Below are 24,384 nucleotides of genomic sequence, written 5' to 3'. Positions count from 1 at the left end.
TCCCCTCACAGTGACAATGGTCACACAGTCAAATCAGGCCACTCCCAAATTCAGATCAGGCCACTGAGGGTCGAAACAGGCCAGCGCCCAAATTCAGGCACTGGCCGAAATAGGCCACTTGGGATTCCAAAATAGGCCACCGAGGAAACGTAAGTGATACTTACTATATTGTATCAACTCGAATCAACTGGGGATCATTACGAATTACTAGCTCATTCCCGAGTCAAGGTGGAATCAACATTCCAGACGATTTTTCCCCCACAATTCTTTTCCCGCCTTATCTTCGGCCCGGCCCTTGTAATGATACATTCGGAACCATAGGTTCGCTTCATCACGAGGTTCAACCTGATGAACGACCGCTCCAAGCTGGATGCATTCATTTCCGAGATCGAGGCCGCAGCCTATCAGCGCGGCGTCGATGACACATGGGCCAAAGTGCGCGAGCGAGCAGAGAAGCTGCAGCGCGAGATGGCGCAGTTTCTTCTACAGCACGATGAAGACGCGATAACGGATGAGCCTGAAGGCGCCGAGGAAAGCGCTCACGATCCTGATTTTTTTGACGGCAGCTCAGAGCCCCGCGAAGGCTCGGATCAAGCAAAGGTGCTTGGCGTCATCCGCCTGCAGCCAGGGCTTCGCGGCACCGATATCGTCAAGGCGCTTGGCGGCAACGTTCACGAGCGCACCGTCAGAACCTCGCTTCATCGCCTTAAGCGGCGAGGCGCGATCATGAAAGCAGGAGAGACATGGATTCCGGTGCAGACCGGTAAATAATGAAGGCCAGTCATCGTTAGATGATCTGGCCCTCACGGAGGCGTGGCAGAGTGGTTTAATGCTCCGGACTCAAAATCCGGCGGGGCCTTCCCTGAAAGTCTGGCCCCCGCGGGTTCGAATCCTGCCGCCTCCGCCAATTTCTCCAGCCCTCAAGATAGGCTCTTGAGGGCTGGGGTCAATAATTCACATCGCCGATTCTTTGCGGGTGCGTGGATTGGTTTACGTTTTCCCGCCCTGAATTACCATGAACTTCCGGCGCCGATCTGGCGGGGTCTCAGTGGGCAGCGCAGGAGCCACAGCGAGCGCGGCGTCCACAAGCTGGAATGCTCCAAGCCTTGTCAGCAAGCCCCAGCGCCTTCGCTGGCGTCGTGCGCAGCGCCTCGTGTATGCGGCACAGATTGTAGTGAGTGACGTACAGCGCGACGGCTGCAACGTGGTTGTCCAGCTTCTTGCTAAAGCCGTTGGTGAGCCGGGTGAACCGGCGCGAAGCCATGCGAAGCGAAAGGTTCTGGCGCTCAACGTAGGACGTTGAGACGTATTGATCCGGATCGCCCGATACTACGTCACGGCTTACGGCTACTACGGCGGCCGGGGAGTAGCGGCCCTGCGCTTCCTTTGCCAGATGCGTGACGCCGTAGGTCTTTACAATCACGCCATGCGAGGCGTTCGGGCCAAAGGCGTCGCGGATCGCCATGCGGTACGGGTGAAAGCCATCCGTTGAGATTTCCGGCTGGCCGATCACGCGCTGGCGGAGATCGTGCAGGAAGTCCATGGTGCTATCGGTATTTCGCTTGCCGACGCCCCAGCTAATGATCGCCTTCTGCGTTCCGGCCATGCCGATGAAAACGTACTGATCGCCCTTGGCGTTGATCTCATGGCGCTGGACGTTCTTTTGCTTCTTGCCGACGAAGCTCCACATCTCGTCAAGCTCAAGGCGCTCGGTGCGCACGCCAACCATGATGCGGTCGTGCAATTCCATGCAGCCCATGCCGACAGGCAGGGCCAGGTTCGCGACGGTGCCGCGGTTGACGCCGGTAAGGCGGGAGGCGGTACGGATGCCGACGCCCTCACAAAGGTCCCTCAACCGAGGATTCGGCCCTCATGAACGTACTTCCCCGCGAAAAGCAGATTGAAGTCATTGCCGCCGCGCCATCGAGGCCGCTAAAGCCGCAGCCTTAGAAGCCAAGCCCGGAATGCTTCAAGAGGTGTTCAATCTCGAAGAGGGGCCCGTGACGCTGACATTCCCCAGCACCCTTTCAGAAGAAAGTTATGAGGACTTGGCTTCCTATTTTGAACTCTTCCTCCGCAAAGCGAAGCGGCGGGCTGTCTCCTTAAAGGGAGTTGCTGCGCGCGGCATGACGGGACCAGACGAAGATGCCGCCAACTGAGGTGGCCTTACTGTTTTGGAACCAATGAATCTCGATCCAAGCTGTAACTTGATTTCTTATTCACGCCTTGGCCTTCGGTATCAGAAACATGCCACAACTAAGGGTGTTCTTCTGACGGAACGCCACGGCCCTTATTCGCTACACCCATAACGAGTTAATCCTAAACACGCATGAACAGGTTGTGGCAGTTCGCGAACGAAAACAGGCCACTGCGAAATTCAACTTAGGCCACTAGGTGTTAAAACAGGCCAGCACCCAGATTCAGGTACTGGCCGAAATAGGCCACTCGGGATTTCAAAGTAGGCCAGTGAGCCTAGTAAGGCTTGTTATTGTGAGATCGCAGGGTGGCGACGAGGTTATGGCCCTCATCTGGCGTTCCGCGCCCGGCCAGTTTGGGGAGGAGATCCAAAACATAAGCCATCTCGTACACAAGCTCATCGTACCCGACCGATCGAAAGTCCGGCATCAGGGTCGTGATCATTGTGTGGGTCTTTGTATTCTCCCAGTGGCAAATACAGCTGCCATGGTCGAGCTTGCAAAGGAAGAAGCCCGCGCTATTCATGACCAACTGGAACCGCTTGAAGGTCACAGGCGTGTCAGTGAGCGGAGCCTCCGGCAATCCGGAGCCCCATACAACATCCTGATAAGGGGTAGGTTGGTCCCCATTCAAGGACATGGTCCACTTCCTAATTCAAGAAAAAACACACCAAGTAAAAAGCCGCCTCGCACACACGAGACGGCTTAATCAGAATCACCAACTTCGCGCTAAAGGTCAGCTAAGTGACCATTTTATTAAAAGTCAATGGTGAGACGCCATTTCTCCAGTGGACGCGCGGCGAGCGGTAACGACGGGCCCAGTATGGCTCTCGATTTGAGCCAAGAATCCCTCGTAGGAATAGTCGAGTTTGTATTTTGCCTCGCACTTGCACAGTTTAGAGACGTGCTCATTCAGAGCAGCGGTGGCCTGTTGAAAGACATGCGCAAGCTGCGAGCTTCCGATATGGAAGCCCGGCAATTCCAGCGCTGTGAAAACGTGAGTTTTTCCTACATTTCTGTAGATCAAATTCACCTCAGCTGGTGCGGACAGCGGGGCCATTATTCCCTCAATAACTCCAGAGTTCTGGTAATATGATGCGGCTTAACGCGAACACTACGGACCCGTTCCTAGCCTCGCGCTACCCATAACGAAAGTCGATTGTCAACGCTTGACAATTAGCTAGTTATGAGTCTGGAAGGTTAACAGGACCTTAACGGGCGTATTTGGTCGCTTTTTTCCCGTAGTGTCAATGAAAATGCTGTTGACAAGCGGAAATCGGGCCACGGATTGTGGCTCCAGAGCACCAGCTTTTGGCCTGCAAAAGGGTTGTAATACAAGTCGTTGCACAGCGATTTCTACGGATAGTAGTTGGCTGTGCATATTTCCCCTAGATAGGGGGCAAGAGGTTTTGTGGCCTTTGCCCGCTATTTCTTTGGCGTCTTCGAATCGAATCGGGATGATTCGCGCTCTGCTCAGTTTTTCCCGCCCTCGATTACCGTGAACTTCCGGCGCCGATCGGGAGGGGTCTCAGTGGGCAGCGCAGGAGCCACAGCAAGCGCGGCATCCACAAGCTGCGCAACGGTCCAAGCCTTATCAGCAAGCCCCAGCGCCTTCGCTGGCGTCGTGCGCAGGGCTTCATGGGTACGGCACAGGTTGTAGTGAGCGACGTACAGCGCAACGGCGGCAACGTGGTTGTCCAGCTTCTTGCTAAAGCCGTTCGTCAACCGGGTGAACCGGCGCGACGCCATGCGCAGCGAAAGGTTCTGGCGCTCGACGTAGCTGGTTGAAACGTACTGCTCGGGGGCGCCTGATACTACCTCACGACTTACCGCTACTACCTGAGCGGGGCTGTAGCGGGTGACAGCATCCTTGGCGAGGTTGGTCACGCTGTAGGTCTTTACGATCACGCCATGCGAAGCGTTCGGGCCGAAGGCGTCGCGGATCGCTACGCGGTAGGGATGGAAGCCGTCCGTTGATATTTCCGGCTGACCAATGACGCGGCTGCGGAGATCGTGCAGAAAGTCCATAGTGCTTTCGGCATTCCGCTTGCCAACGCCCCAACTAATGATTGCCTTCTGCGTCCCGGCCATGCCGATGAAAACGTACTGATCGCCCTTGGCGTTGATTTCGTGACGCTGGACGTTCTTTTGCTTCTTGCCGACGAAGCTCCAAAGCTCGTCCAGCTCAAGGCGCTCGGTGCGCACGCCAACCATGATGCGATCGTGCAGCTCCATGCAGCCAAGGCCAACGCGGAGGGCCAGGTTCGCGACAGTGCCACGGTTGACGCCAGTGAGACGGGAAGCGGTGCGGATGCCGACGCCTTCACAGAGGGCGGCAATGACTTCAATCTGCTTTTCGCGGGAAAGTACGTTCATGAGGGCTCAATCCTCTGTTGAGGAATTGGCCCGTCCGCGACTCTAGAAATCACGCCCGCCAAGGCGTATATTCCAGTTTGGTTATCGCTTCGGGGCTCAATCCCGGGGTTGGTAGCTAGGGATCGGCAGCGCGCCAACGCGGTCGGTCCCACTCGATTGAAGTTCAGGGTGCCGGATTCGGACCGACGTTTCCTACTTGTAAGGGCGGGCGTCCTACCTCTAGACGAACCCTGAGAACTTGAAGCCGATTGCAGGGCCGTTGCGTTCCTTTTCGAGGGGTAGCGCAGCGGCCCTTCCTTTTTCCAAGCCCCTTGAGACTCGGCCAGCGTTTCAAGGGGCTCAAGCTGTTGTCATGTCTCGCCTCCGATTGACAAGACGATATACGAGAAAAGTTGTCAACGCAACAAGGTCGCGAAAAAAATTGACATTGTCTGCGAGTTGCGCCATATAAGGTCAGCTAAGAGCCCAAGTTCGGGCAGGAGGTGCCCAATGGCAGACAGTGACAATGCGGCTGCGGCCGGACCTGAGACGGCGGAAGAGACGAAGCGCTTTCGTTCGGAATTGAGCTTTCCCTATGCTGACCTAGAGGGCTGCGTGGAGCTTGCGCAGACCTTGTTTACAAGGGTCGGCCCCGCAGCGTGCGACCAAGGAGAGCTTGCCGCTTGGATGAATCAGAGCGCGACCGGAGGCACGTTCCGGACGCGAATTTCTGCGGCAAAAATGTTTGGCCTCATTGATACTGGCCAAGGGCGAGCGAGCATCACTCAGCTTGGTCGAGACGCGTTGACCGGTACCGGCAATGAGCGCAGCGCCCGGGTACAAGCCTTTTTGAATCCAGAGTTGTTCAATCGGATGTACGAGCAGAACAAGGGGCATACGCTGCCCCCCGCTGCCGCGATTGAACGTCAGATGGAGCAAATGGGAATCTCGCCTAAGCAGAAGGAACGAGCGCGCCAAACGTTCGTAAAGTCCGCGACCTATGCCGGGTTCATCGACATTTCCACGGGGCGCTTTGTCAAGCCGGGGCTGTCTCCTCAAGAGGAGCGTTCTGCAAAGCGAGATGAGGACTTGGGAGGCGGAGGCAATGGGGGAGGCGGTGGGGGGCAGCCTCCCATAGATCCCATCATTGCTGGACTTCTGGCGCGCCTGCCCAAGTCTGGCGAAATTTGGCCGGAGACCGATCGAAAGCTGTGGCTTCAACTTTTGGAAGGCAGCTTTAAGTTGATATATAAGGATTCACCGCCCAGTTAGTTGAGCTTCCTAACGCGACCTTACTTGTTTAGTTTCTCGTTAAGGGTCGCTTAGTAAGCTTGGCAACTTGTCAGGCCCAAGAGACTGCTAGCCCTATGAAGAAGGTTTACGAGCTAAAAGAGACGGTAACGGTTGTTGCTGAAGTCGAGGTCGAGGAAAAGCCGAGGCGCGTCCCGCCGCGAGTAAAGAGCGCCCCGTCGATTCGGCAGCTTTTCTGGTGTGACTTTCCGGAAGATGCGCATTTGCCAGAGTTTTGGAAGACTCGGCCTGTTTTGATAGTATCTTATAAGAATATACTGACCGGAGCGGTTACGGTGCTGCCATGTTCCTCCCAGCCTCAGCGGGGGAACCCTTGGGCTGTGGAGCTTGGAACGACGGTCGATGGCCAGTCGTCTTGGGTCATCTGCGACAAACCAACTACTGTTGCTGTGAGCAGGCTCACCCCTGATAAATCTGGCATTCGTCGTCTTCCTGAGAGCGAATTCAATCCTATATTGGCCCTACTATTGAAATGGTTGCCTAAATTACCTGAATAGGAACTTGTTAAGTTTGGTATTCCATAGCGATCACGTTTTCGATGAACGTTTTGATTTTCCTTGCAACTAATCCATAGAAATAGTAGTTAGATAGTCACTCGCGGCCCCGAGAGGGTGTCCGTTTCCCATTGGGAGCTACTTAGCCAAGGGGTCCTCGCAAGGGGACCCCTTTGGTCGTTCTGGTGGCCTGTTAGTCTATTGCAATAGACTGCACCATTCAACACAGCGAATTGCAGGTACCTGCAAAGTTACCCCGGCGAGGTAACCGCCTCTGTGTGACTTACATAGAACACCCGAATACCGATTTTCAAATCAGGCCACTCCCAAAATCAAACTAGGCCACTGAGGTCGGAAACAGGCCAGCGCCCAGATTCACAAAAGAACATATTGCGAACTTAGAACAAATGGGGTACATTGCCTTTATCGACGAGCCGCCGCGCCAATTGTTTTGTCCCTCACGCGAATCCTCGCCATAAGGAGCACGACCCAATGTCCACCACTGCCCTGCGTATCGTCGAAGGATCCTCCATGGACAAGAGTAAAGCTCTGGCCGCCGCGCTCTCCCAGATCGAGCGGCAGTTCGGCAAGGGCTCGGTGATGAAGCTCGGCAAGAACGACCGCTCGATGGACGTCGAGGCGGTCTCCTCGGGCTCGCTCGGACTTGATATCGCGCTCGGGATCGGCGGCCTGCCGAAGGGGCGCGTCGTGGAAATCTACGGGCCGGAATCCTCGGGCAAGACCACGCTGGCGCTGCACACGGTGGCGGAAGCGCAGAAGAAGGGCGGCATCTGCGCCTTCATCGACGCCGAGCACGCGCTCGACCCGGTCTATGCCCGCAAGCTCGGGGTCAACATCGACGAGCTTCTGATCTCGCAGCCCGACACGGGCGAACAGGCGCTGGAAATCTGCGACACGCTGGTGCGCTCGGGTGCGGTGGACGTTCTGGTGGTCGATTCGGTCGCGGCGCTGGTGCCGAAGGCCGAGCTCGAGGGCGAGATGGGCGATGCGCTGCCGGGTCTTCAAGCGCGGTTGATGAGCCAGGCGCTGCGCAAGCTGACGGCCTCGATCAACAAGTCCAACACCATGGTGATCTTCATCAACCAGATCCGCATGAAGATCGGTGTGATGTACGGCTCGCCCGAGACCACGACCGGCGGCAACGCGCTGAAGTTCTATGCCTCCGTCCGCCTCGACATCCGCCGCATCGGCGCGATCAAGGAGCGCGACGAGGTGGTCGGCAACACCACGCGCGTCAAGGTGGTGAAGAACAAGCTGGCGCCGCCGTTCAAGCAGGTCGAATTCGACATCATGTACGGCGAGGGCGTCTCCAAGATGGGCGAGATCCTCGATCTCGGCGTCAAGGCCGGCATCGTCGAGAAATCCGGCGCCTGGTTCTCCTATGACAGCCAGCGTCTCGGCCAGGGCCGCGAGAACTCCAAGGCGTTCCTGAAGGCCAACCCCGACATCACCGCCAAGATCGAGACCTCGATCCGCCAGAACTCCGGCCTGATCGCCGAGCAGATTCTGGCCGGCACCCCCGAGCGTGACGCCGACGGCGACGAGCCGGCGGACGAGTAAGCTTTAACGCGAAGAGTTTTTCGCGAGGAGCGGGCGCTGAGGACGTTGAGTTGCCGACGTCTTCGGGGCCCGTTTCGTTTTATGATACAAGAGATACCCGGATCAGTTAGTGAGCCCTGGATCGCCGTGAGTTGGAATCAATCCGAGGTCATTGCTGCTCGCCAGATCATTATTGAGATGGCGAAAGGCATACTTTCCGGAAGCGTGTCCCCGGTGGAAGGTGCCAGGGCAATTGCAAGGCACAGCTTCAAGGCTCGCCTCGAAGATGATCCCGATATCTTGCCCTTTGTGGGAATTGTTTCGGAGACTGAAGCCTTGCCGCTCGGACGCGAAAGGGCACACTGGCAGGCGCGCGCGCTCGCTGATCTGCAGGGCAACATCGATAAATCCCAAGCCTGGGCGCTCACCGTCGCGAGCACCCATTGCCAGAGCCTTGTGGCACGATCGGGAAGTCTGATGCGTTGGCCGGACGGCTAGATTGTAGGGTGGATTAGCCGAAGGCGTAATCCACCACTGTTCGTCTCCGTTGAAGCTGAAGTGGTGGGTCACGCTGCGCTAACCCACCCTACGATCCCTTACTCCGCAGCTTCCGCGTAATCGCTCACCGGCGGGCACGAACACACCAGGTTGCGGTCGCCATAGACGTTGTCGACGCGGCCGACCGGCGACCAATATTTGTCGGTGCGCGAGCTGCCCGCGGGGAAGCAGCCCTCGGCGCGGGTGTAGGCGCGATTCCACGCATCGTCGGCGATGTCGTGCACGGTGTGCGGCGCGTGGCGCAGCGGCGAGGCCTCGATCTTGAAGCGGCCCGCCTCGACCTCGGCGATCTCCTTCCGGATCGCGATCATCGCGTCGCAGAAGCGATCCAGCTCCGCCTTCGATTCCGATTCGGTCGGCTCGATCATCAGCGTGCCCGGCACCGGAAAGCTCATGGTGGGCGCGTGGAAGCCGTAGTCGATCAGGCGTTTTGCGATGTCGTCCACGGTGACGCCACTCGTGTTCTTCAGCGCGCGCGGGTCGACGATGCACTCATGTGCGACGCGGCCCTTGGCGTTCTTGTAGAGCACCGGGAAGTGCGCATCGAGGCGCGCCGCGATGTAGTTGGCGTTGAGGATCGCGATCTCGGTGGCGCGCTTCAAGCCTTCGCCGCCCATCATCAGGATGTAGATGTAGGAGATGGTCAGGATCGAAGCCGAGCCGAACGGTGCAGCCGAGACCGGACCGACCGGAGCGTCCGCTTGCGTCGCCGGATGGCCGGGCAGGAAAGGCGCGAGGTGTGCCTTGACGCCGATCGGGCCCATGCCGGGGCCGCCGCCGCCATGCGGGATGCAGAAGGTCTTGTGCAGATTGAGATGGCTGACATCGGCGCCGTAATCGCCGGGCCTGCTCAGGCCGACCTGCGCGTTGAGGTTGGCGCCGTCCAGATACACCTGGCCGCCGTGGCCATGCACGATGTCGCAGATCTCGCTTATGTGCTCCTCGAACACGCCATGGGTCGAGGGATAGGTGATCATCACAGCGGCGAGGTCGTTCGAATGCTTCTCCGCCTTGGCGCGGAGATCATTGACGTCGACGTCGCCGTTCTTCTCGCAGGCGACCACCACCACGTCCATGCCGACCATCGCGGCCGAGGCCGGGTTGGTGCCGTGGGCGGAGGAGGGGATCAGGCAGATCTTGCGATGGCTCTGCCCACGCGCCGCGTGATAGCCGCGGATGGCAAGCAGGCCGGCATATTCGCCCTGCGCGCCCGAATTCGGCTGCAGCGAGATCGCGTCATAGCCGGTGATGTCGCACAGCCATTTTTCCAGCCGCGCGAACAGCGCGTGGTAACCCTTGGCCTGCTCGCGCGGGGCAAACGGGTGCAGGCTGGAAAATTCCGGCCAGGTCAGCGGCATCATCTCGGTGGTCGCGTTCAGCTTCATCGTGCAGGAGCCGAGCGGAATCATCGCGCGGTCGAGTGCGAGGTCACGGTCGCTGAGCTTGCGCATGTAGCGCAGCATCTCGGTCTCCGAGCGATGCGCGTGGAACACCGGATGGGTGAGGAAGGAGGTCGTGCGCTTCAGCGCCTCCGGCAGCGCCTCGCGCGTGGTCGCATCTAACTCGGCGTAAGCAAGCGTGCCGCCGAACGCGCGCCAGACCGCTTCCACCGTCGCAGGCGTGGTGGTCTCGTCGAGCGCGATCCGCAATGCGGTTTCGCCGACGCCGAGATTGACCTTCTCTGAGGCAGCGCGCGCGACGATCTCGGCACGCCTCGTGCCGGCATCCACGCTGAGCGTGTCGAAGAAGCTGTCGCAACTCGGCGCGAAGCCGAGCTTGCGCAGGCCGGCAGCGAGCACGGCGGCGCGGCGATGCACGTTTCGCGCAATGTGGGTCAGGCCCTCGGGGCCGTGATAGACCGCGTACATCGAGGCGATCACGGCGAGCAGCACCTGCGCGGTGCAGATGTTGGAGGTCGCCTTCTCGCGGCGGATGTGCTGCTCGCGGGTCTGCAGCGCGAGGCGATAGGCGGGCATCCCGCGCGAATCGACGGAGAGGCCGACGATGCGGCCGGGCAGCGAGCGCTTCAGCGCATCGCGCACCGCCATGTAGGCCGCGTGCGGCCCGCCATAACCCATCGGCACGCCGAAGCGCTGGGCCGAACCGATCGCGATGTCGGCGCCGAGCTCGCCGGGCGAGGCGAGCAGCGTCAGCGCCAGCAGATCGGCGGCAACGATCGCGAGCGCGCCCTTGGCCTTCAGTGCCGCGATCGCGGGCCTCAAGTCGCGCACGGCGCCCGATGAGCCCGGATATTGCAGCAGCGCGCCGAGCACGTCGGCCTTGTCGAGATCGGCGAGGGGATCGCCGACGACCAGGGTCCAGCCCAAGGGCTCCGCGCGGGTGCGCATCACAGCCAGCGTCTGCGGATGCACGTCCTTGTCGACGAAGAAGGCCTTTGCCTCGACCTTCGAGTGCCGCTCCGCCAGCGCCATGGCTTCGGCCGCTGCGGTCGCCTCATCCAGCAGCGAGGCGTTGGCGACGTCGAGCCCGGTGAGGTCGCAGATCATGGTCTGGAAGTTGAGCAGCGCCTCCAGCCGGCCCTGGCTGATCTCGGGCTGATAGGGCGTGTAGGCGGTGTACCAGGCCGGGTTCTCGAGGATGTTGCGCTGGATCACCGCGGGCAGGATCGTGCCGGAATAGCCTTGGCCGATCAGCGAGGTGAAGACCTGGTTCTGGCTTGCGAGCTCGCCCATATGCGCGATCGCCTCGGTCTCGCTGAGCGGCTTGCCGAGATCGAGCGGCGCGGCCTGCCGGATCGAGGCCGGCAGCGTCTCCGCCATCAGCGCGTCGAGGGTCCTGGCGCCGACGGTCTCCAGCATCGCGGCGACATCGCGCGCGGAGGGGCCGATGTGGCGCCGAACGAAGGTGGCGGCGGCGTCGCCGTTGGATTTGCGGTGCGCGGTCATCGCTTGCTCCATCGCTCTTTAAGCCGTGTGTGCCTTGTAGGCGGCTTCATCCATGAGGCCGCCGAGCTCGCTCTTGTCGGCGATCCTGATCTTGAAGAACCAGGCCTTGCCCTGAGCATCCGAATTGATCAGCGCCGGCTCGCCCGCGAGCTCGGCGTTGGTCTCGAGCACCTCGCCCGAGATTGGCGCGTAGACGTCGGAGGCGGCCTTCACCGATTCCACGACGGCGGCGGCTTCGGTCTTCTTCAGGGTGCGGCCGATCTTGGGCAGCTCGACGAACACGACGTCGCCGAGCTGCGACTGCGCGTAGTCGGTGATCCCGACGGTGGCGACGTCGCCGTCGATCGCGAGCCATTCGTGGTCGGAGGTGTACAGCGTCGTGGTCATTGTCTTGTCCTCAGCGTTTGTAGGTGTTTTTCACGAAAGGCATGGCGGCGACGGTGAGCGGCAGCCGCTGGCCGCGCACCTCGGCGAACAGTTTCGTATCGAGCGCGCTCAGGCTCGTCGGCACATAGCCCATCGCGACCGGTGCATTCAGGCTCGGGCCGAAGCCGCCGGAGGTGACCTTTCCGATCGGCTCGCTGGAGGCCGCATCCGCAAACAGCAGCGCGCCCTCGCGCACCGGCGCGCGGCCCTCGGTGCGCAGCCCGACGCGGCGGCGGCTTGCGCCGTTGTCGAAATGAGCGAGGATCTTGTCGGCACCGGGAAAGCCGCCGGCGCGCGCGCCGCCGCTGCGGCGGCTCTTCTGCACCGACCATTCCAGCGCGGCTTCGACCGGCGTGGTCGTGGTGTCGATGTCGTGGCCGTAGAGACAGAGGCCTGCCTCGAGACGCAGGCTGTCGCGGGCCCCCAAGCCGATCGGCAGCACATCCGCGTTGTCCAGCAGCGTCCTGGCGAGGCGCTCGGCGTCGCCTGCGGGGACCGAAATCTCGAACCCGTCCTCGCCGGTGTAGCCGGAGCGCGAGACGAAACAGTCGAGGCCGGCGACCTTGTGCGGGCCGGCATCCATGAATTTCATGGACGGCGCCTCTGCACACAATTTCGCCAGTGCCGATTCCGCCTTCGGACCCTGCAACGCGATCAGCGCGCGGTCCGCCAGCTGCTCGATGACGCAGTCGCCGGAGAGATTCGCGCGCAGATGCGCCTCGTCCTGCTCCTTGCAGGCGGCGTTGACGACCAGGAACAGATGATCGCCGAAATTGGCGACCATCAAATCGTCCAGCAGGCCGCCGTCCGCATTGGTGAACTGGGCATAGCGCTGACGCCCCGGCGCGATCGCCACGACGTCCTGCGGCACCAGCCGTTCCAGCGCGCGGGCGGCGTCCTCGACCCTGCCGGATTTCGGCCGTAGCGCGAGCTGTCCCATATGGGAGACGTCGAACAGGCCGGCTTGGCTGCGGGTATGGAGGTGTTCCTTCAGCACGCCCGCGGGGTACTGCACGGGCATGTCATAGCCCGCGAACGGCACCATCTTGCCGCCGAGCGACACGTGAAGATCGTAAAGGGGGGTGCGTTTCAGGGATTCTTTGTCGTCACGCGCAAGCATTACGGGGCCCTCGGCGGTTCCCCGGGAACGATTTCCCGTGGACACCAGTCGAAGCCCCATCTGTCGCTGTGCCTGAGAGTATTATCCCGTCGGCGGACGCTGTCCGGGTCGACCTTTAGAAGGTCATCGCCCGTCGGCGCCTCTTTCCAGATGTCGTCAAAGCCACGCGGTCCTTTTGCCTGAGAGTTTCCGGGGCGGTTGCTCCTTCGGCGCCGGCTGCCTAAAGCCGGTCTCTCCCGACGTGGCCGTACGATACAGATGGGTACAGACCACAGGGCGGCCAAGCCTGTCAACGCGGCATCGGCGGCTTTCAACGGGATTGCAACGGGATTGCAACGGGATTGCAACGGGATTGCAACGGGGATTGCGCGCCTGCGGCAACCCACTGATCCGGTTGCACAGTTTCTGGACAGCGAAGCTGGCCTTGTCTAAAAGCGCTTTGGCCCGCAGATATCAGCCCAAACTTGCGGTTTGGATGGCGTATGGCGGGTCCAAGCACACCCGATTGGATGAACATGAGCGGCGTCAACGAGATCAGGTCGACCTTTCTGAACTTCTTTGCCGAGAACGGCCACGAAATCGTGTCGTCCTCGCCATTGGTGCCGCGCAACGATCCGACGTTGATGTTCACCAATGCCGGCATGGTGCAGTTCAAGAACGTCTTCACCGGCGTCGAGAAGCGGCCCTATCAGCGCGCCACCACGTCGCAGAAATGCGTGCGCGCCGGCGGCAAGCACAACGACCTCGACAATGTCGGCTACACCGCGCGCCATCTCACCTTCTTCGAGATGCTCGGCAATTTTTCGTTCGGCGACTATTTCAAGGAGCGCGCGATCGAGCTGGCATGGAAGCTGATCACGTCCGAGTTCGGGCTCAAGAAGGACAAGCTGCTCGTCACCGTCTACCACACCGACGACGAGGCGGCGGGCCTGTGGAAGAAGATCGCCGGCTTCTCCGACGACCGCATCATCCGCATCCCGACCTCGGACAATTTCTGGGCGATGGGCGACACCGGGCCGTGCGGCCCGTGCTCGGAGATCTTCATCGATCGCGGCGAGCACATCTGGGGCGGACCGCCGGGCAGTCCCGAGGAGGACGGCGACCGCTTCCTCGAATTCTGGAATCTGGTGTTCATGCAGTACGAGCAGGTGACGAAGGAGGAGCGCGTGGCGCTGCCGCGTCCCTCGATCGACACCGGCATGGGGCTGGAGCGCATGGCCTGCATCATGCAGGGCGTCGACAGCGTGTTCGAGACCGACCTGTTCCGTCATTTGATCGACGCGACATCGTCCGCGCTCGGCAGCGGGCCGAACGAGCAGACCGTGGCCTCGTTCCGCGTCATCGCCGACCACCTGCGCTCCTCCGCCTTCCTGGTCGCCGACGGCGTGCTGCCCTCGAACGAGGGCCGCGGCTACGTGCTGCGCCGGATCATGCGCCGGGCGATGCGCCATGCGCAGCTGCTCGGCGCCAAGGAGCCGCTGATGCATCGCCTGGTCTGGGCGCTGGTGCGCGAGATGGGCCAGGCCTATCCCGATCTGATGCGCGCGGAAAACCTGATCGAGGAAACGCTGCGGCTGGAAGAGACCCGCTTCCGCAAGACGCTGACCCGCGGCCTTGCCATCCTCGACGAGAAGAGCGCGTCGTTGAAGAAGGGCGACATGTTCGACGGCGACGTCGCCTTCACGCTGTACGACACCTACGGCTTCCCGCTCGATCTGACGCAGGACGCGCTGAAGTCGCGCGGCATCAGCGTCGACCAGGCTTCCTTCACCGACGCGATGGAGCGTCAGAAGGCCAAGGCGCGCGCGTCCTGGGCCGGAAGCGGCGAGGCGGCCTCCGAGGCGATCTGGTTCCCGCTGCGCGAGAGGCTGGGTGCGACCGAATTTCTCGGCTACGAGACCGAGAGCGCCGAAGGCGTCGTCTCCGCGCTGGTCAAGGACGGCAAGGAAACGGGCAGCCTCAAGGCCGGCGAGACCGGCGCGCTGCTGCTGAACCAGACGCCGTTCTATGCGGAGTCCGGCGGCCAGGTCGGCGACACCGGCGTGCTGACGGGCGATGGCGGCATCAAGTTCCGCGTCACCGACACGCAGAAGAAGCTCGGCGATCTCTTCGTCCATATCGGCACATTGGAGAGCGGCGAGCTGAAGCTCGGCACCGCGCTGCAGCTCGAGGTCGATCACGGCAGGCGCTCGTCGATCCGCGCGCACCACTCGGCGACGCATCTCATTCATGAGGCGCTGCGCCAGGTGCTCGGCGACCACATCGCCCAGCGCGGCTCGATGGTTGCGCCGGATCGCCTGCGTTTCGACTTCGTGCATCAGAAGCCGATCACGGCGGAGGAGCTCGCCCGCGTCGAGGACATCGCCAACAACGTGGTGCTTGAGAACGACGAGGTCACGACCCGCGTCATGGGCGTCGACGAGGCCCGCGAGGCCGGCGCGCGCGCCCTGTTCGGCGAGAAATATGGCGACGAGGTTCGCGTCGTCTCGATGGGCCGCACCGCGCGCGAGCGCGGTGCCAATGCGCTCGGCTGGTCGGTCGAGCTCTGCGGCGGCACCCACGTGAAGCGCACCGGCGACATCGGCCTGATCACGCTGACCGGCGAGAGCGCGGTCGCCTCCGGCGTGCGCCGCATCGAGGCGCTGACCGGCAATTATGCACGCAAGCATGCCAACGACACCATGGCGCTGGCCAAGACCGCGGCCAATGAGCTGCGCACCTCGATCGACGACGTCCCGGCGCGCATCGCCGCGCTGATGGACGAGCGCAAGAAGCTCGAGCGCGAATTGTCCGACGCCCGCAAGAAGCTCGCGATGGGCGGCGGCGCGGCGAGCGGCAATGGCGCAGCCTCCGGCGTGCGCGAGGTCGGCGACGTCAAGCTGATGGCGCGCGCGGTCGAGGGCATCGAGATGAAGGATCTCAAGAGCCTCGCCGACGACGGCAAGAAGCAGATCGGCTCCGGCGTGGTCGCCATCGTCGGCGTCACCGAGGACGGCAAGGCCGGTGTCGTGGTCGGCGTCACCGCGGATCTCACCGCGCGCTTCAACGCCGTGAACCTGGTGCGCGTCGCCTCCGAGGCGCTCGGCGGCAAGGGCGGCGGCGGGCGGCCCGACATGGCCCAGGCCGGCGGCCCCGACGGGGCCAAGGCGACCGAGGCGCTGAGCGCGATCGAAAAAGCGATGACGGGCGCTTAGACAGCCATGGGCCTCGTTCCGCGGGGACGTGGCTTGCGCGATCCCGATTTGAGGGATCGCCTCTACGAACTGCTGGAGCACGATCCGCTGGCCTATTCGGCCGGGTCGCGCTTCATCCAGCTGATCATCAGCGTCATCGTGCTCAACGTGGCCGCGATGATCCTCGCCTCGGTGCCGGAGCTGGATGCGCAGTTCGGCGTGCTGTTCTCAGGCATCACTATCCTGTCCGTGATCGTGTTCGCGCTGGAATATCTAGCGCGGCTGTGGACGGTTGCCGGTCACACCCAGCGCAAGGCGTCCGCGCTGTCCGACCGGCTCTCTTATGCCTTCTCGTCGCTCGGCATCATCGACCTCATGGCGTTCCTGCCCGCGGGAATCGTGCTTATCGCCGGCCGGCATGCGACGCTGGCCGCGCTCGGCGTGCTGCCTTTCTTCAAGCTGGTCCGCTATTCGCCGGCGATGCGTTCGCTGCTCGCCGCCGTGCATGCCGAGCGGCGGGCGCTGATCGGCTGCATCGTCATCCTGATCGGCGCGGTCCTGACCTTCGCCTCGCTGCTCTACGCCATCGAGCGCGACGTGCAGCCGGACAAGCTCGGCACCATCCCGCAGGCGATGTGGTGGGCGATCGTGACGCTCGGCACCGTCGGTTATGGCGACGTCGTGCCGGTGACGGCGCTCGGGAAGTTCATCTCCGTTTTCACGATCATCAGCGGCTTCGCCATGATCGCGCTGCCGGTTGCGATCATCTCGACGGCCTTCGCCGAAGAGGTGAAGCGGCGCGATTTCGTCGTCACCTGGGGCATGCTGGCGCGGGTGCCGCTGTTCTCGCATCTGTCGGCCTCCGAGATCGCCGACATCATGCGGCTGCTCCGCGCCCGCACCATCGAGCAGGGCGAGATCCTGGTGCGGCGGGGCGATGACGCCTCGTCGATGTATTTCATCACCGCCGGCGAGGTCGAGATCGCGCTGCCGAGCCAGCATGTGCGGCTCACCGACGGCACGTTTTTCGGCGAGATCGCGCTGCTGCACAAAACCAAGCGCAGCGGCACGGTGACGGCGACGCGCAAGACCCGGCTGCTCGTGCTCGACGCCCAGGATTTTCACGCCCTGATCGCGCGCATGCCGACGCTCGCCGCGCACGTCCACCAGACGGCGAAGGCGCGGCTGGAGGAGACCGGCGATCTCGCCGCGGCGGAGCTGGCGCAGGCCGAGCGCGAGGGCACCGACCGCTGAGACGAATAGTCCCGGCGGTTACTTGCCGTCGAGGAAGGGCGCCACGACCTCGCGCGTCTCCTTGCTGGGCACCACCGGCACGATCTCGAACGTCATGCCAAAGCCCTGGCAGTTCAAAACCCATTCCTGCAACAGGCGTGCGTCGTCGCATTCCATCAGCTGGAAGCAGCGGTCGAAATTCGGCTCGATCCAGCTGCCGAGATATTTGAGGCCTTCCGGGAATTTGACGCCTTCATCGCGGACGCGCCGGTAGACCGGAATCGGATCGCGGTCCTTGAAGCGCTCGATCACCATGAAAAGCATCGGTCTCAGCCCTTCTTCAGGAAAACATACTCGGCCGAATAGGGCGCGCTTTTGAACTCGCCGGCCTTCTCGCAAGAGCCCTCGAGCTTGCCGCCATGGGTGTTGATGCGCTGGACGGTGGTGACCGGCGTCAGCACGCCGCTGCCGCGGCGAGAGGCGACCTCCAGCTTCAGCCAGGGGATATCGGCGGCCGTCGCACCCGGCGCGTTGCCGATGGCCTTGCCGACCACGGCGCTGCCGTCGGCATGCTCCCAGCTCGGCCCGGCATAGTGCCGGCCGATGGTCTTGCCCTCGGCGAGCAGGGTGGCGATCGGCTCGCGAAAGGCCCAGGCGAGCTTGCCGTCGGCGGCTGCCTTGCACTCATAGACCTGCGCGCCCTCGGCATGGACGCTGAGCACGACGCTCTCGCCGGGCGCGGCGATGGCGTCCGGGAGCGGGTCGGCGGCGAAGGCCGGTCCGATCAGGGCCGCGAGCAACAGGCTGGGGGCAGCAAGCTTGATCGACATGGTCGCATCTCCGCAAAGGGGTCTCAAAAAACGAACGGGCCGCGCTGGAGGCGCGGCCCGTGATGATGTCTGGCCCAGTCGGGCGAAATTGCGGACGGCTTACGCCGCCAGCTCCTTGGTCAGGTTCTCGGCGACCTTGTCGAGGAAGCCGGTGGTCGAGAGCCAGCGCTGGTCGGCGCCGACCAGCAGCGCGAGGTCCTTGGTCATGTAGCCGGCCTCGACGGTGTCGACGCAGACCTTCTCCAGCGTGTTCGCAAACTTGGCGAGCTCGGCATTGTTGTCGAGCTTGGCGCGGTGGGCGAGGCCGCGCGTCCAGGCGAAGATCGACGCGATCGAGTTGGTCGAGGTCTCCTTGCCCTTCTGGTGCTCGCGGTAGTGGCGGGTCACGGTGCCGTGGGCCGCTTCGGCTTCGACCGTCTTGCCGTCGGGGGTGAGCAGGACCGAGGTCATCAGGCCGAGCGAGCCGTAGCCCTGCGCGACCGTGTCGGACTGCACGTCGCCGTCGTAATTCTTGCAGGCCCAGACGTAGCCGCCGGACCATTTCAGCGCCGAGGCCACCATGTCGTCGATCAGGCGGTGCTCGTAGGTCAGACCCTTGGCCTCGAAGTCCTTCTTGAACTCGCGGTCGTAGATATCCTGGAAGATGTCCTTGAAGCGGCCGTCATAGACCTTGAGGATGGTGTTCTTGGTCGAGAGATAGACCGGGTAGTTGCGCAGCAGGCCGTAGTTGAGCGAGGCGCGGGCGAAGTCGATGATGGAATCGTCGAGATTGTACATCTCCATGGCGACGCCGGCGCCGGGCGCCTTGAACACTTCCTTCTCGATCACGGTGCCGTCCTCGCCGACGAACTTCATCGACAGGGTGCCCTTGCCCGGGAACTTGAAATCGGTGGCGCGGTACTGGTCGCCATAAGCGTGGCGGCCGATGATGATCGGCTTGGTCCAGCCGGGAACCAGGCGCGGCACGTTCTTGCAGATGATCGGCTCGCGGAAGATCACGCCGCCGAGGATGTTGCGGATGGTGCCGTTCGGCGACTTCCACATCTGCTTGAGATTGAACTCCTTCACCCGGGCCTCGTCCGGGGTGATGGTGGCGCACTTGACGCCGACGCCGACCTTCTTGATGGCTTCGGCGGCGTCGATGGTGACCTGATCGTTGGTGTGGTCGCGGTACTCCATCCCCAGGTCGAAATACATCAGGTCGACATCCAGGAACGGAGTGATCAGCTTGTCCTTGATGTACTGCCAGATGATCCGGGTCATCTCGTCGCCATCGAGTTCGACGACGGGATTGGATACCTTGATTTTTGCCATGATCGGGGAAGCCCTCTTGGGAACGGCGCCGCTGGCGCCAACGTGAATATCCGCCGCCTCTTAGCACCGCCGCGCGGCGGGCGAAAGCCAAGTGATTATGCACTTTTAGCCGATCCAGCTTCCCCAGATGGGGGGCGGGGTGCGGCACCGTCGCGGGGCGGGGTTGAGGTTTCGGGCGAGATTCAAAAGTCGAATCCAACCCGTTATTTCCCTTGAGAATTTCGTCAGGACAGGCAAACGACAGGCGAACGGGCAGAGCCGGCCCCGCGGCCGGCTTTGAATCAATTCCTAACAGCGCCTTGTCCTGAAAGCGTCTTGGCAAGGCCTTGAGAACCAGTGTGAAAGCGAAGCGAGATGTCGGGGACTGACAAGACCAAGGCGGGCCTTTCCCTCGACGGTCCCATCGTGATCCTGGTCGAGCCGCAGCTCGGGGAAAACATCGGCATGGCCGCGCGCGCCATGGGCAACTTCGCGCTGAGCCGATTGCGCATCGTCAACCCGCGCGACGGCTGGCCCAACATCGCCGCCCAGCGGGCGGCCGCCGGTGCCGACTACATTCTGGACAAGGTCGAATTGTTCGACACGGTCGGCGAGGCCGTCGCCGATCTCGACCTGCTGTTCGCCACCACCGCGCGCCCCCACGACCAGGCCAAGCCGGTGGTCGGGCCTGAGGCAGCAGCAAGCGAGATCTCCGGCCACGTCGCGACCGGCGGCAAGGCCGGTATCCTGTTCGGCCGGGAGCGCTGGGGGCTCACCAACGAGGAGGTCGGGCTCTCCAACCGCATCATCACCTTTCCGGTCAATCCGGGCTTCGCCTCGCTCAACCTCGCCCAGGCCGTGCTGCTGGTCGGCTACGAATGGTTCAAACGGGCGACCTCGGGCGAGCTGCCGCACAGCATGCCGGAACGTTCGGAGCGCGCCTCGCAGCACCAGATGCAGGCCTTCTTCGACAATCTGATCCGCGAGCTCGACCGGGTCGAATTCCTGCGCCCGGCCGAGAAGCGCGACACCATGCTGGTGAACCTGCGCAACATCTTCAGCCGGATGGAGCCGACCAAGCAGGACATGCACACCCTGCACGGCGTGGTGATGGCGATCGCGGAAGGGCGGAAGGGTCCCGCCAAGGGCGGCGTGCTCGACGGGGAGCAGGCCACGCGCCTGCGCGCGCTGTTGGCCGAGCACGGGCAGGGTGGTGTCCCCGACAGCGGCTCGACGGTGCGCGGGCTCGCCCGCCTGCTCCGCCGCAACCCGACCGACGCCGAGCGCCTGCTCTGGCAGGCCCTGACCCGCGACCGCCGCTTTGCAGGAGGGTTCAAGCGTCAGACCCCGGTCGGCCGCCACATCCCTGACTTCGTCTCGTTCCCGCACCGGATCGCGATCGAACTGGTGAACCCGGGCGAGGGGGAGACGATCGCGGCAGACCGCGCGTCGCGGCGGGCCTGGCTCGAGGCGCGCGATTATCGCGTGCTAGAGATTCGGGCGGCAGATGTCGAACGCGATATCGAGGCGGAGCTGGTGCGGCTGCAGGAGATGATCGAGCAGAGCGCGTAGGTCTCGTCGGGCAAAGGTCTTGCAGGGGGGCAAAGCGGAACGTGCCCACCGGTGCGCATCGGGCAAGGGGAGAGACGGTAGGCACGGCGCTGCGCGCCTTTGCCCACCTACGAAGGACGCCCAAGCTGCACCTCGCGCTGGACCTCGATCCATGTCGCCCGCGCCACGGCCAGCAACCTCCCGGCTTCATCATGCGCCGCGGCTTCGGCCGTGCGCTTGCGGCCGTCGCGACCGGTGGGCCAGGCCGTGATGATGCAGCGGTCGCCGGGGCGGGGGCGGGCCTCGATCCGGGCCGACATTCGTCCGAGCAGCAGTGGCGTCTTGTCGAAGCTGCCGTTCTGCTGATCGCAATTGCAGGCGAAGCCGGTGGGGCAGTCGAGTGCCGACCAGAGGAATTCTGGCGCGACCGGGCCGTCCTCGGCGGCGAGATTCTTATCCGGCGTCCAACTCGCTGCGAGAACGGCATTGTGACGCCCGAGCGAGCCGGCGAAAATGCGCAGGCCGTCGCCTTTCGCCCTTGCCGGACCGCACACGAAGCATGTCGGCAGCGGATGCTCGTGCGGCTTCAGCGGCGTCAGCAACTCGGCGGCGCAGGCCTCCTCGAAGCTGGCTGTTTCCAGTCGCGCAAGCTCGACATTTGCGGCCCGTCCTGTCGCGACGACCCTGGCGCCGTCGCGAAGCTCCCATGTGCTGTCGTCCGTTGCAACCGCATCGAGCGGCTTGTCCAGGGGAGGCGGTGCGCGCAGCGTCACCTCCGCAGCCCCGGGGATGTGGCGGGCGAGCCGGCCGCAGACATAGCCGCCGTTGCCGGAGTTCGGAGGACCGCAAAAGCGGTTGTCGATGATGATCTGTGTCATCGGTGTGTTTCTCTCCTGCCGTGGCCCGCTCACCTTACCTGACCTTTAGGACAATTCGTCCTTGAACCGTCCGGCTCGCCACGGCGCGCATGGCGTCCCCGGCATCCTCCAAAGGGAGGATGCGATCGACGTGCGGGCGGATTTTTCCGTCGGCCAGCAATTGCATCAGCGTGTCATTTGCGCGCGCTGCCTCTGTCGGGAATTTCTCCACCCAGGCGCCGGCAAAGACGCCGAGGATGGAATAGTTTTTCAGCAGCGGCAGGTTCATCGGGAGCTGCGGAATTTCGCCGCTGGTGAAGCCGATCGGCATCAGCCGTCCGGCCCATTTCATCAGCCGGGCGATCTGCTCGAAAATCGCGCCGCCGACATTGTCGAAACCGATGTCGATGCCTTCCCCTGACGTGATCGACTTGATCCGGTCGCGCAGATCCTCGCTGCGATAGTTGACGATTTCGCCGGCCCCATAACGGCGCACCAGGGCAGCCTTGTCATCGGAACCGATACCGGCGACGACGCGCAGGCCCAGTTGACGGCCGAGGTCGACGGCGGCCAGTCCAACGCCGCCGGCGGCGCCCGTGACGAACAGGGTTTCGCCGCGCTGCGCCCGGGCTCGCTCGACCAGCGCATAATAGGCCGTGCCATAATTGTGCAGGACCGTCGCCGCGGCCTCGAACGCGATGCCATCCGGCAACCGCACGCTCTTCGATTCCTTGGCAATCATCCGTTCGGCGTAGCCGCCGGTCCAGGCGCTGCAAGCCACACGGTCGCCGGGGGCGAATGTCGTGACCCCGTCGCCGACCGCGACGACGACACCGGATGCTTCAGTGCCGGGCACGAAAGGCGTCGGTGGCCGCATCTGGTAGAGGCCAGAAACCAGCAACTGGTCCATGAAGCTCACGGACGCCGCGTGGACATCAATGAGAATCTCGTCACGGGCCGGCTTCGGCTCGTCGATCTCGCCGAGGCGCAAATCGCCCGGCCCGGTGAACGAGCTGCACAGAACTGCTTTCATCGTGGTGCTCCAGTGGATTGTCTGCATTCGGCAGGTTTTCTCAACGGCGTCGCATATCCCGCGACGAGCTTGACGAAATCGGCCTGTCGCGCGGCGCCGGTCTTTTCAAACAGGCGGCGGACATGCGTCTTGATCGTCGTGCCGGCGACGCCGAGCGCGGCCGCCACTTCCGGAACGCCGCCGAGCTCGACGATCGCGAGCAGCACGCGCAACTCGGTCGGCGTCAGTCTGAATGCCTTGCCGATCACTTCGGAACGCGGCGGCATCGTCAGCGCGGCCCTGCGAACGAACAAGGCTGCTGCGGCGCTGCAGGCCACATCCGCACACCGGCGCGTGCCGGATGGCAGCGGCAGGGCATGGGCGACGTAGCGCTGTCCATGGGTCCCGATCATCGGCACTGAAGTTTCGCCGACCTGTCCCGCCGCCGCGAAGAGCTGCTGCAAGGTCTGGTTGGCCGCGAGATCGCAGGCCGCGAGGTGCCCGCGGATTTCACGCAGGATGTCGCGCGCATCGAGAATGGCCTGGCCGGCCGTATTGGCGTGAACGAGACGCGCGTCCGCGGCAACGAGATACAGGCCGACGTCGAGCCCATCGAGCGTATCGGCGAATGTGGCGGCATCCACGGACATTTTGGGGAGAGAGAACAGCGCGTTCATCGCGGCGCTCCTGCAGGGCGGCGATCGTCCGTCCGGCGGCGGCCGAACAGACGCGGCACCAGCATGGGAACGCGCCGGCGATACTCCTGATAGGTCGCGCCGAACTCGGCGATCAGATCTCGCTCCTCGAACTGTAGCCCGACCAGGATGTAGGCCGTGTTCGCGATCGCGAACAGCAGATGGCCGGCGGTCATCTCGGGCGTCGCCCAGAACGCGAGCAGAAAGCCCAGCATGAGCGGATGCCGCACGATCTTGTAGAGCAGCGGCGTCCTGAACGATTGACCCGAGATCTTGGTCCCGCGGAACGTAACGAACGCCTGACGCAGACCGAACAGATCGAAATGGTCGATCATGTGGGTGGAGGCAAACGCGATCAGCCAGCCGAGCCAATGCACGCCGATCAGCAGCCAGGCCACCATGCCACTGGTTTGCCAGATCGGTGCCGGAATCGGACGCCACTGCCAGAACAGCAAAAGGAGGATCAGGCTGGACAGCAGCACATAGGTGCTGCGCTGGCAGGCGAGCGGAAGGAATTTGGCCCACCATCGCTTGAAGGCCGGGCGCGCCATGACGGTGTGCTGGATTGCAAACAGGCTCATCAACAGCAGGTTGACGGCGATGGCCTCGCCCCAATTCGTGGGGCCGCCAACGTCGATCGGCATATCGATCGACATATCGATCGACTTGGGCACGACATAATTGCCGACGAAACCGAGCGCGTAGAGAAACGAAGCCGTGAATACGGCATAGCTGACGAGGGCGTAGAGCAGGATTGCGAGGCGTGCGAACATGGTTTTTCCTATTGTGCCGACGGCAACGGTGCCGCATGCAGG

The 24,384-nt window shown here is 62.8% G+C and carries 21 protein-coding genes, 2 tRNA genes, 1 pseudogene and 1 riboswitch; of the genes and pseudogenes, 10 read left to right on the top strand and 14 right to left on the bottom strand.

The features are described 5' to 3' along the window. Positions 1–348: 348 nt before the first annotated feature. Together JQ572_RS23995 and JQ572_RS23990 are read left to right on the top strand one after the other, a co-directional pair. The gene (locus tag JQ572_RS23995; RefSeq protein ID WP_211385276.1) at positions 349–771 is read left to right on the top strand and encodes a hypothetical protein; all 423 of its coding nucleotides are present in this window, start codon (positions 349–351) and stop codon (positions 769–771) included. A gap of 36 nt (positions 772–807) precedes the next feature. Next, positions 808–907 (top strand) — tRNA-Leu (locus JQ572_RS23990). An 83-nt stretch (positions 908–990) separates the two neighbouring features. On the opposite strand, the pseudogene JQ572_RS23985 reads toward JQ572_RS23990, so the two are convergent. Further along, positions 991–1,855 (bottom strand): annotated as a pseudogene (locus tag JQ572_RS23985) (IS1 family transposase). A gap of 109 nt (positions 1,856–1,964) precedes the next feature. Between JQ572_RS23985 and JQ572_RS23980 the strand changes: the two are divergent. Continuing rightward, positions 1,965–2,159, top strand: a complete 195-nt coding sequence (locus tag JQ572_RS23980) for a hypothetical protein (RefSeq protein WP_211385275.1) — start codon at positions 1,965–1,967, stop codon at positions 2,157–2,159. A gap of 313 nt (positions 2,160–2,472) precedes the next feature. Here the strand turns inward: JQ572_RS23980 and JQ572_RS23975 are convergent, their stop codons facing one another. From JQ572_RS23975 to JQ572_RS23965, 3 genes are all read right to left on the bottom strand, one after another. Further along, a complete protein-coding gene (locus JQ572_RS23975) occupies positions 2,473–2,835 on the bottom strand; it encodes a hypothetical protein (protein WP_211385274.1) in 363 nt (120 codons plus the stop codon). Positions 2,836–3,668: 833 nt separating this feature from the next. Beyond that, positions 3,669–4,571, bottom strand: a complete 903-nt coding sequence (locus tag JQ572_RS23970; RefSeq protein WP_211385273.1) for a transposase — start codon at positions 4,569–4,571, stop codon at positions 3,669–3,671. A 162-nt stretch (positions 4,572–4,733) separates the two neighbouring features. After that, positions 4,734–4,805 (bottom strand) — tRNA-Val (locus JQ572_RS23965). A gap of 255 nt (positions 4,806–5,060) precedes the next feature. Between JQ572_RS23965 and JQ572_RS23960 the strand changes: the two genes are divergently transcribed. The 4 genes from JQ572_RS23960 (at position 5,061) to JQ572_RS23945 (ending at position 8,413) form a co-directional block, all read left to right on the top strand. Next, positions 5,061–5,822: a hypothetical protein gene (locus JQ572_RS23960; protein ID WP_211385272.1), complete on the top strand. Its 762-nt coding sequence runs from the start codon at positions 5,061–5,063 to the stop codon at positions 5,820–5,822. A gap of 95 nt (positions 5,823–5,917) precedes the next feature. Further along, positions 5,918–6,358, top strand: coding sequence for a type II toxin-antitoxin system PemK/MazF family toxin (locus tag JQ572_RS23955; RefSeq protein ID WP_211385271.1), 441 nt, complete (start codon positions 5,918–5,920; stop codon positions 6,356–6,358). A 489-nt stretch (positions 6,359–6,847) separates the two neighbouring features. Then, positions 6,848–7,936, top strand: a complete 1,089-nt coding sequence (gene recA, locus JQ572_RS23950) for a recombinase RecA (RefSeq protein ID WP_211385270.1) — start codon at positions 6,848–6,850, stop codon at positions 7,934–7,936. Positions 7,937–8,062: 126 nt separating this feature from the next. Continuing rightward, positions 8,063–8,413: a hypothetical protein gene (locus JQ572_RS23945; RefSeq protein ID WP_211385269.1), complete on the top strand. Its 351-nt coding sequence runs from the start codon at positions 8,063–8,065 to the stop codon at positions 8,411–8,413. Between the two features lie 98 nt (positions 8,414–8,511). Here the strand turns inward: JQ572_RS23945 and gcvP are convergent, their stop codons facing one another. The 3 genes from gcvP to gcvT are packed head-to-tail and all read right to left on the bottom strand — an operon-like array spanning position 8,512 to position 12,925. Then, positions 8,512–11,379 carry an aminomethyl-transferring glycine dehydrogenase gene (gcvP, locus tag JQ572_RS23940; RefSeq protein WP_211385268.1) on the bottom strand — a complete coding sequence of 956 codons (2,868 nt, stop codon included), beginning with the start codon at positions 11,377–11,379 and terminating at the stop codon, positions 8,512–8,514. A gap of 18 nt (positions 11,380–11,397) precedes the next feature. After that, positions 11,398–11,766 carry a glycine cleavage system protein GcvH gene (gene gcvH / locus JQ572_RS23935; RefSeq protein WP_211385267.1) on the bottom strand — a complete coding sequence of 123 codons (369 nt, stop codon included), beginning with the start codon at positions 11,764–11,766 and terminating at the stop codon, positions 11,398–11,400. Positions 11,767–11,776: 10 nt separating this feature from the next. Continuing rightward, positions 11,777–12,925 (bottom strand): glycine cleavage system aminomethyltransferase GcvT, encoded by a 1,149-nt coding sequence (gene gcvT / locus JQ572_RS23930; protein ID WP_211385266.1) that lies wholly within the window; start codon positions 12,923–12,925, stop codon positions 11,777–11,779. A 158-nt stretch (positions 12,926–13,083) separates the two neighbouring features. Then, positions 13,084–13,174, bottom strand: a riboswitch (glycine riboswitch). Between the two features lie 266 nt (positions 13,175–13,440). Here gcvT and alaS point away from each other — a divergent pair. Continuing rightward, the gene (alaS, locus tag JQ572_RS23925; protein ID WP_211385265.1) at positions 13,441–16,119 is read left to right on the top strand and encodes an alanine--tRNA ligase; all 2,679 of its coding nucleotides are present in this window, start codon (positions 13,441–13,443) and stop codon (positions 16,117–16,119) included. Positions 16,120–16,125: 6 nt separating this feature from the next. Beyond that, positions 16,126–17,352, top strand: coding sequence for a cyclic nucleotide-gated ion channel (locus JQ572_RS23920; RefSeq protein ID WP_211385264.1), 1,227 nt, complete (start codon positions 16,126–16,128; stop codon positions 17,350–17,352). An 18-nt stretch (positions 17,353–17,370) separates the two neighbouring features. Here JQ572_RS23920 and JQ572_RS23915 read toward each other — a convergent pair whose 3' ends face one another. The 3 genes from JQ572_RS23915 to JQ572_RS23905 form a co-directional block, all read right to left on the bottom strand. Then, on the bottom strand, positions 17,371–17,655 hold the full coding sequence (locus JQ572_RS23915) for a DUF3303 domain-containing protein (protein WP_211385263.1): 285 nt from the start codon (positions 17,653–17,655) through the stop codon (positions 17,371–17,373). A gap of 5 nt (positions 17,656–17,660) precedes the next feature. Beyond that, positions 17,661–18,161 (bottom strand): DUF3455 domain-containing protein, encoded by a 501-nt coding sequence (locus JQ572_RS23910; protein WP_211385262.1) that lies wholly within the window; start codon positions 18,159–18,161, stop codon positions 17,661–17,663. 99 nt (positions 18,162–18,260) lie between these two features. Beyond that, the gene (locus tag JQ572_RS23905; RefSeq protein ID WP_211385261.1) at positions 18,261–19,475 is read right to left on the bottom strand and encodes an NADP-dependent isocitrate dehydrogenase; all 1,215 of its coding nucleotides are present in this window, start codon (positions 19,473–19,475) and stop codon (positions 18,261–18,263) included. Between the two features lie 354 nt (positions 19,476–19,829). On the opposite strand from JQ572_RS23905, the gene JQ572_RS23900 reads away from it, so the two are divergent. Further along, a complete protein-coding gene (locus tag JQ572_RS23900) occupies positions 19,830–21,026 on the top strand; it encodes a TrmJ/YjtD family RNA methyltransferase (protein ID WP_211385260.1) in 1,197 nt (398 codons plus the stop codon). A 107-nt stretch (positions 21,027–21,133) separates the two neighbouring features. Here JQ572_RS23900 and JQ572_RS23895 read toward each other — a convergent pair whose 3' ends face one another. From JQ572_RS23895 to mddA, 4 genes are read right to left on the bottom strand one after another with little or no spacing between them, the layout of a single operon-like run. After that, complete coding sequence (locus JQ572_RS23895; protein ID WP_211385259.1) at positions 21,134–21,883, bottom strand: PaaI family thioesterase; 750 nt, start codon at positions 21,881–21,883, stop codon at positions 21,134–21,136. A 34-nt stretch (positions 21,884–21,917) separates the two neighbouring features. After that, positions 21,918–22,895, bottom strand: coding sequence for an NADPH:quinone oxidoreductase family protein (locus JQ572_RS23890; protein ID WP_211385258.1), 978 nt, complete (start codon positions 22,893–22,895; stop codon positions 21,918–21,920). Continuing rightward, entirely contained in the window at positions 22,892–23,551 is a 660-nt protein-coding gene (locus JQ572_RS23885) for a helix-turn-helix transcriptional regulator (RefSeq protein WP_249129221.1), read from the bottom strand. Before JQ572_RS23885 ends, JQ572_RS23890 begins: the two co-directional genes overlap by 4 nt. Then, a complete protein-coding gene (gene mddA, locus JQ572_RS23880; RefSeq protein ID WP_211385257.1) occupies positions 23,548–24,342 on the bottom strand; it encodes a methanethiol S-methyltransferase in 795 nt (264 codons plus the stop codon). The genes JQ572_RS23885 and mddA overlap by 4 nt, the downstream gene beginning before the upstream one ends. Positions 24,343–24,384: the final 42 nt, after the last annotated feature.

This window comes from Bradyrhizobium sp. SZCCT0153 (assembly GCF_018129995.1).
Taxonomy (GTDB): Bacteria; Pseudomonadota; Alphaproteobacteria; order Rhizobiales; family Xanthobacteraceae; genus Bradyrhizobium; species Bradyrhizobium japonicum_G.
This window is presented reverse-complemented; position numbering and strand designations above follow the sequence as displayed.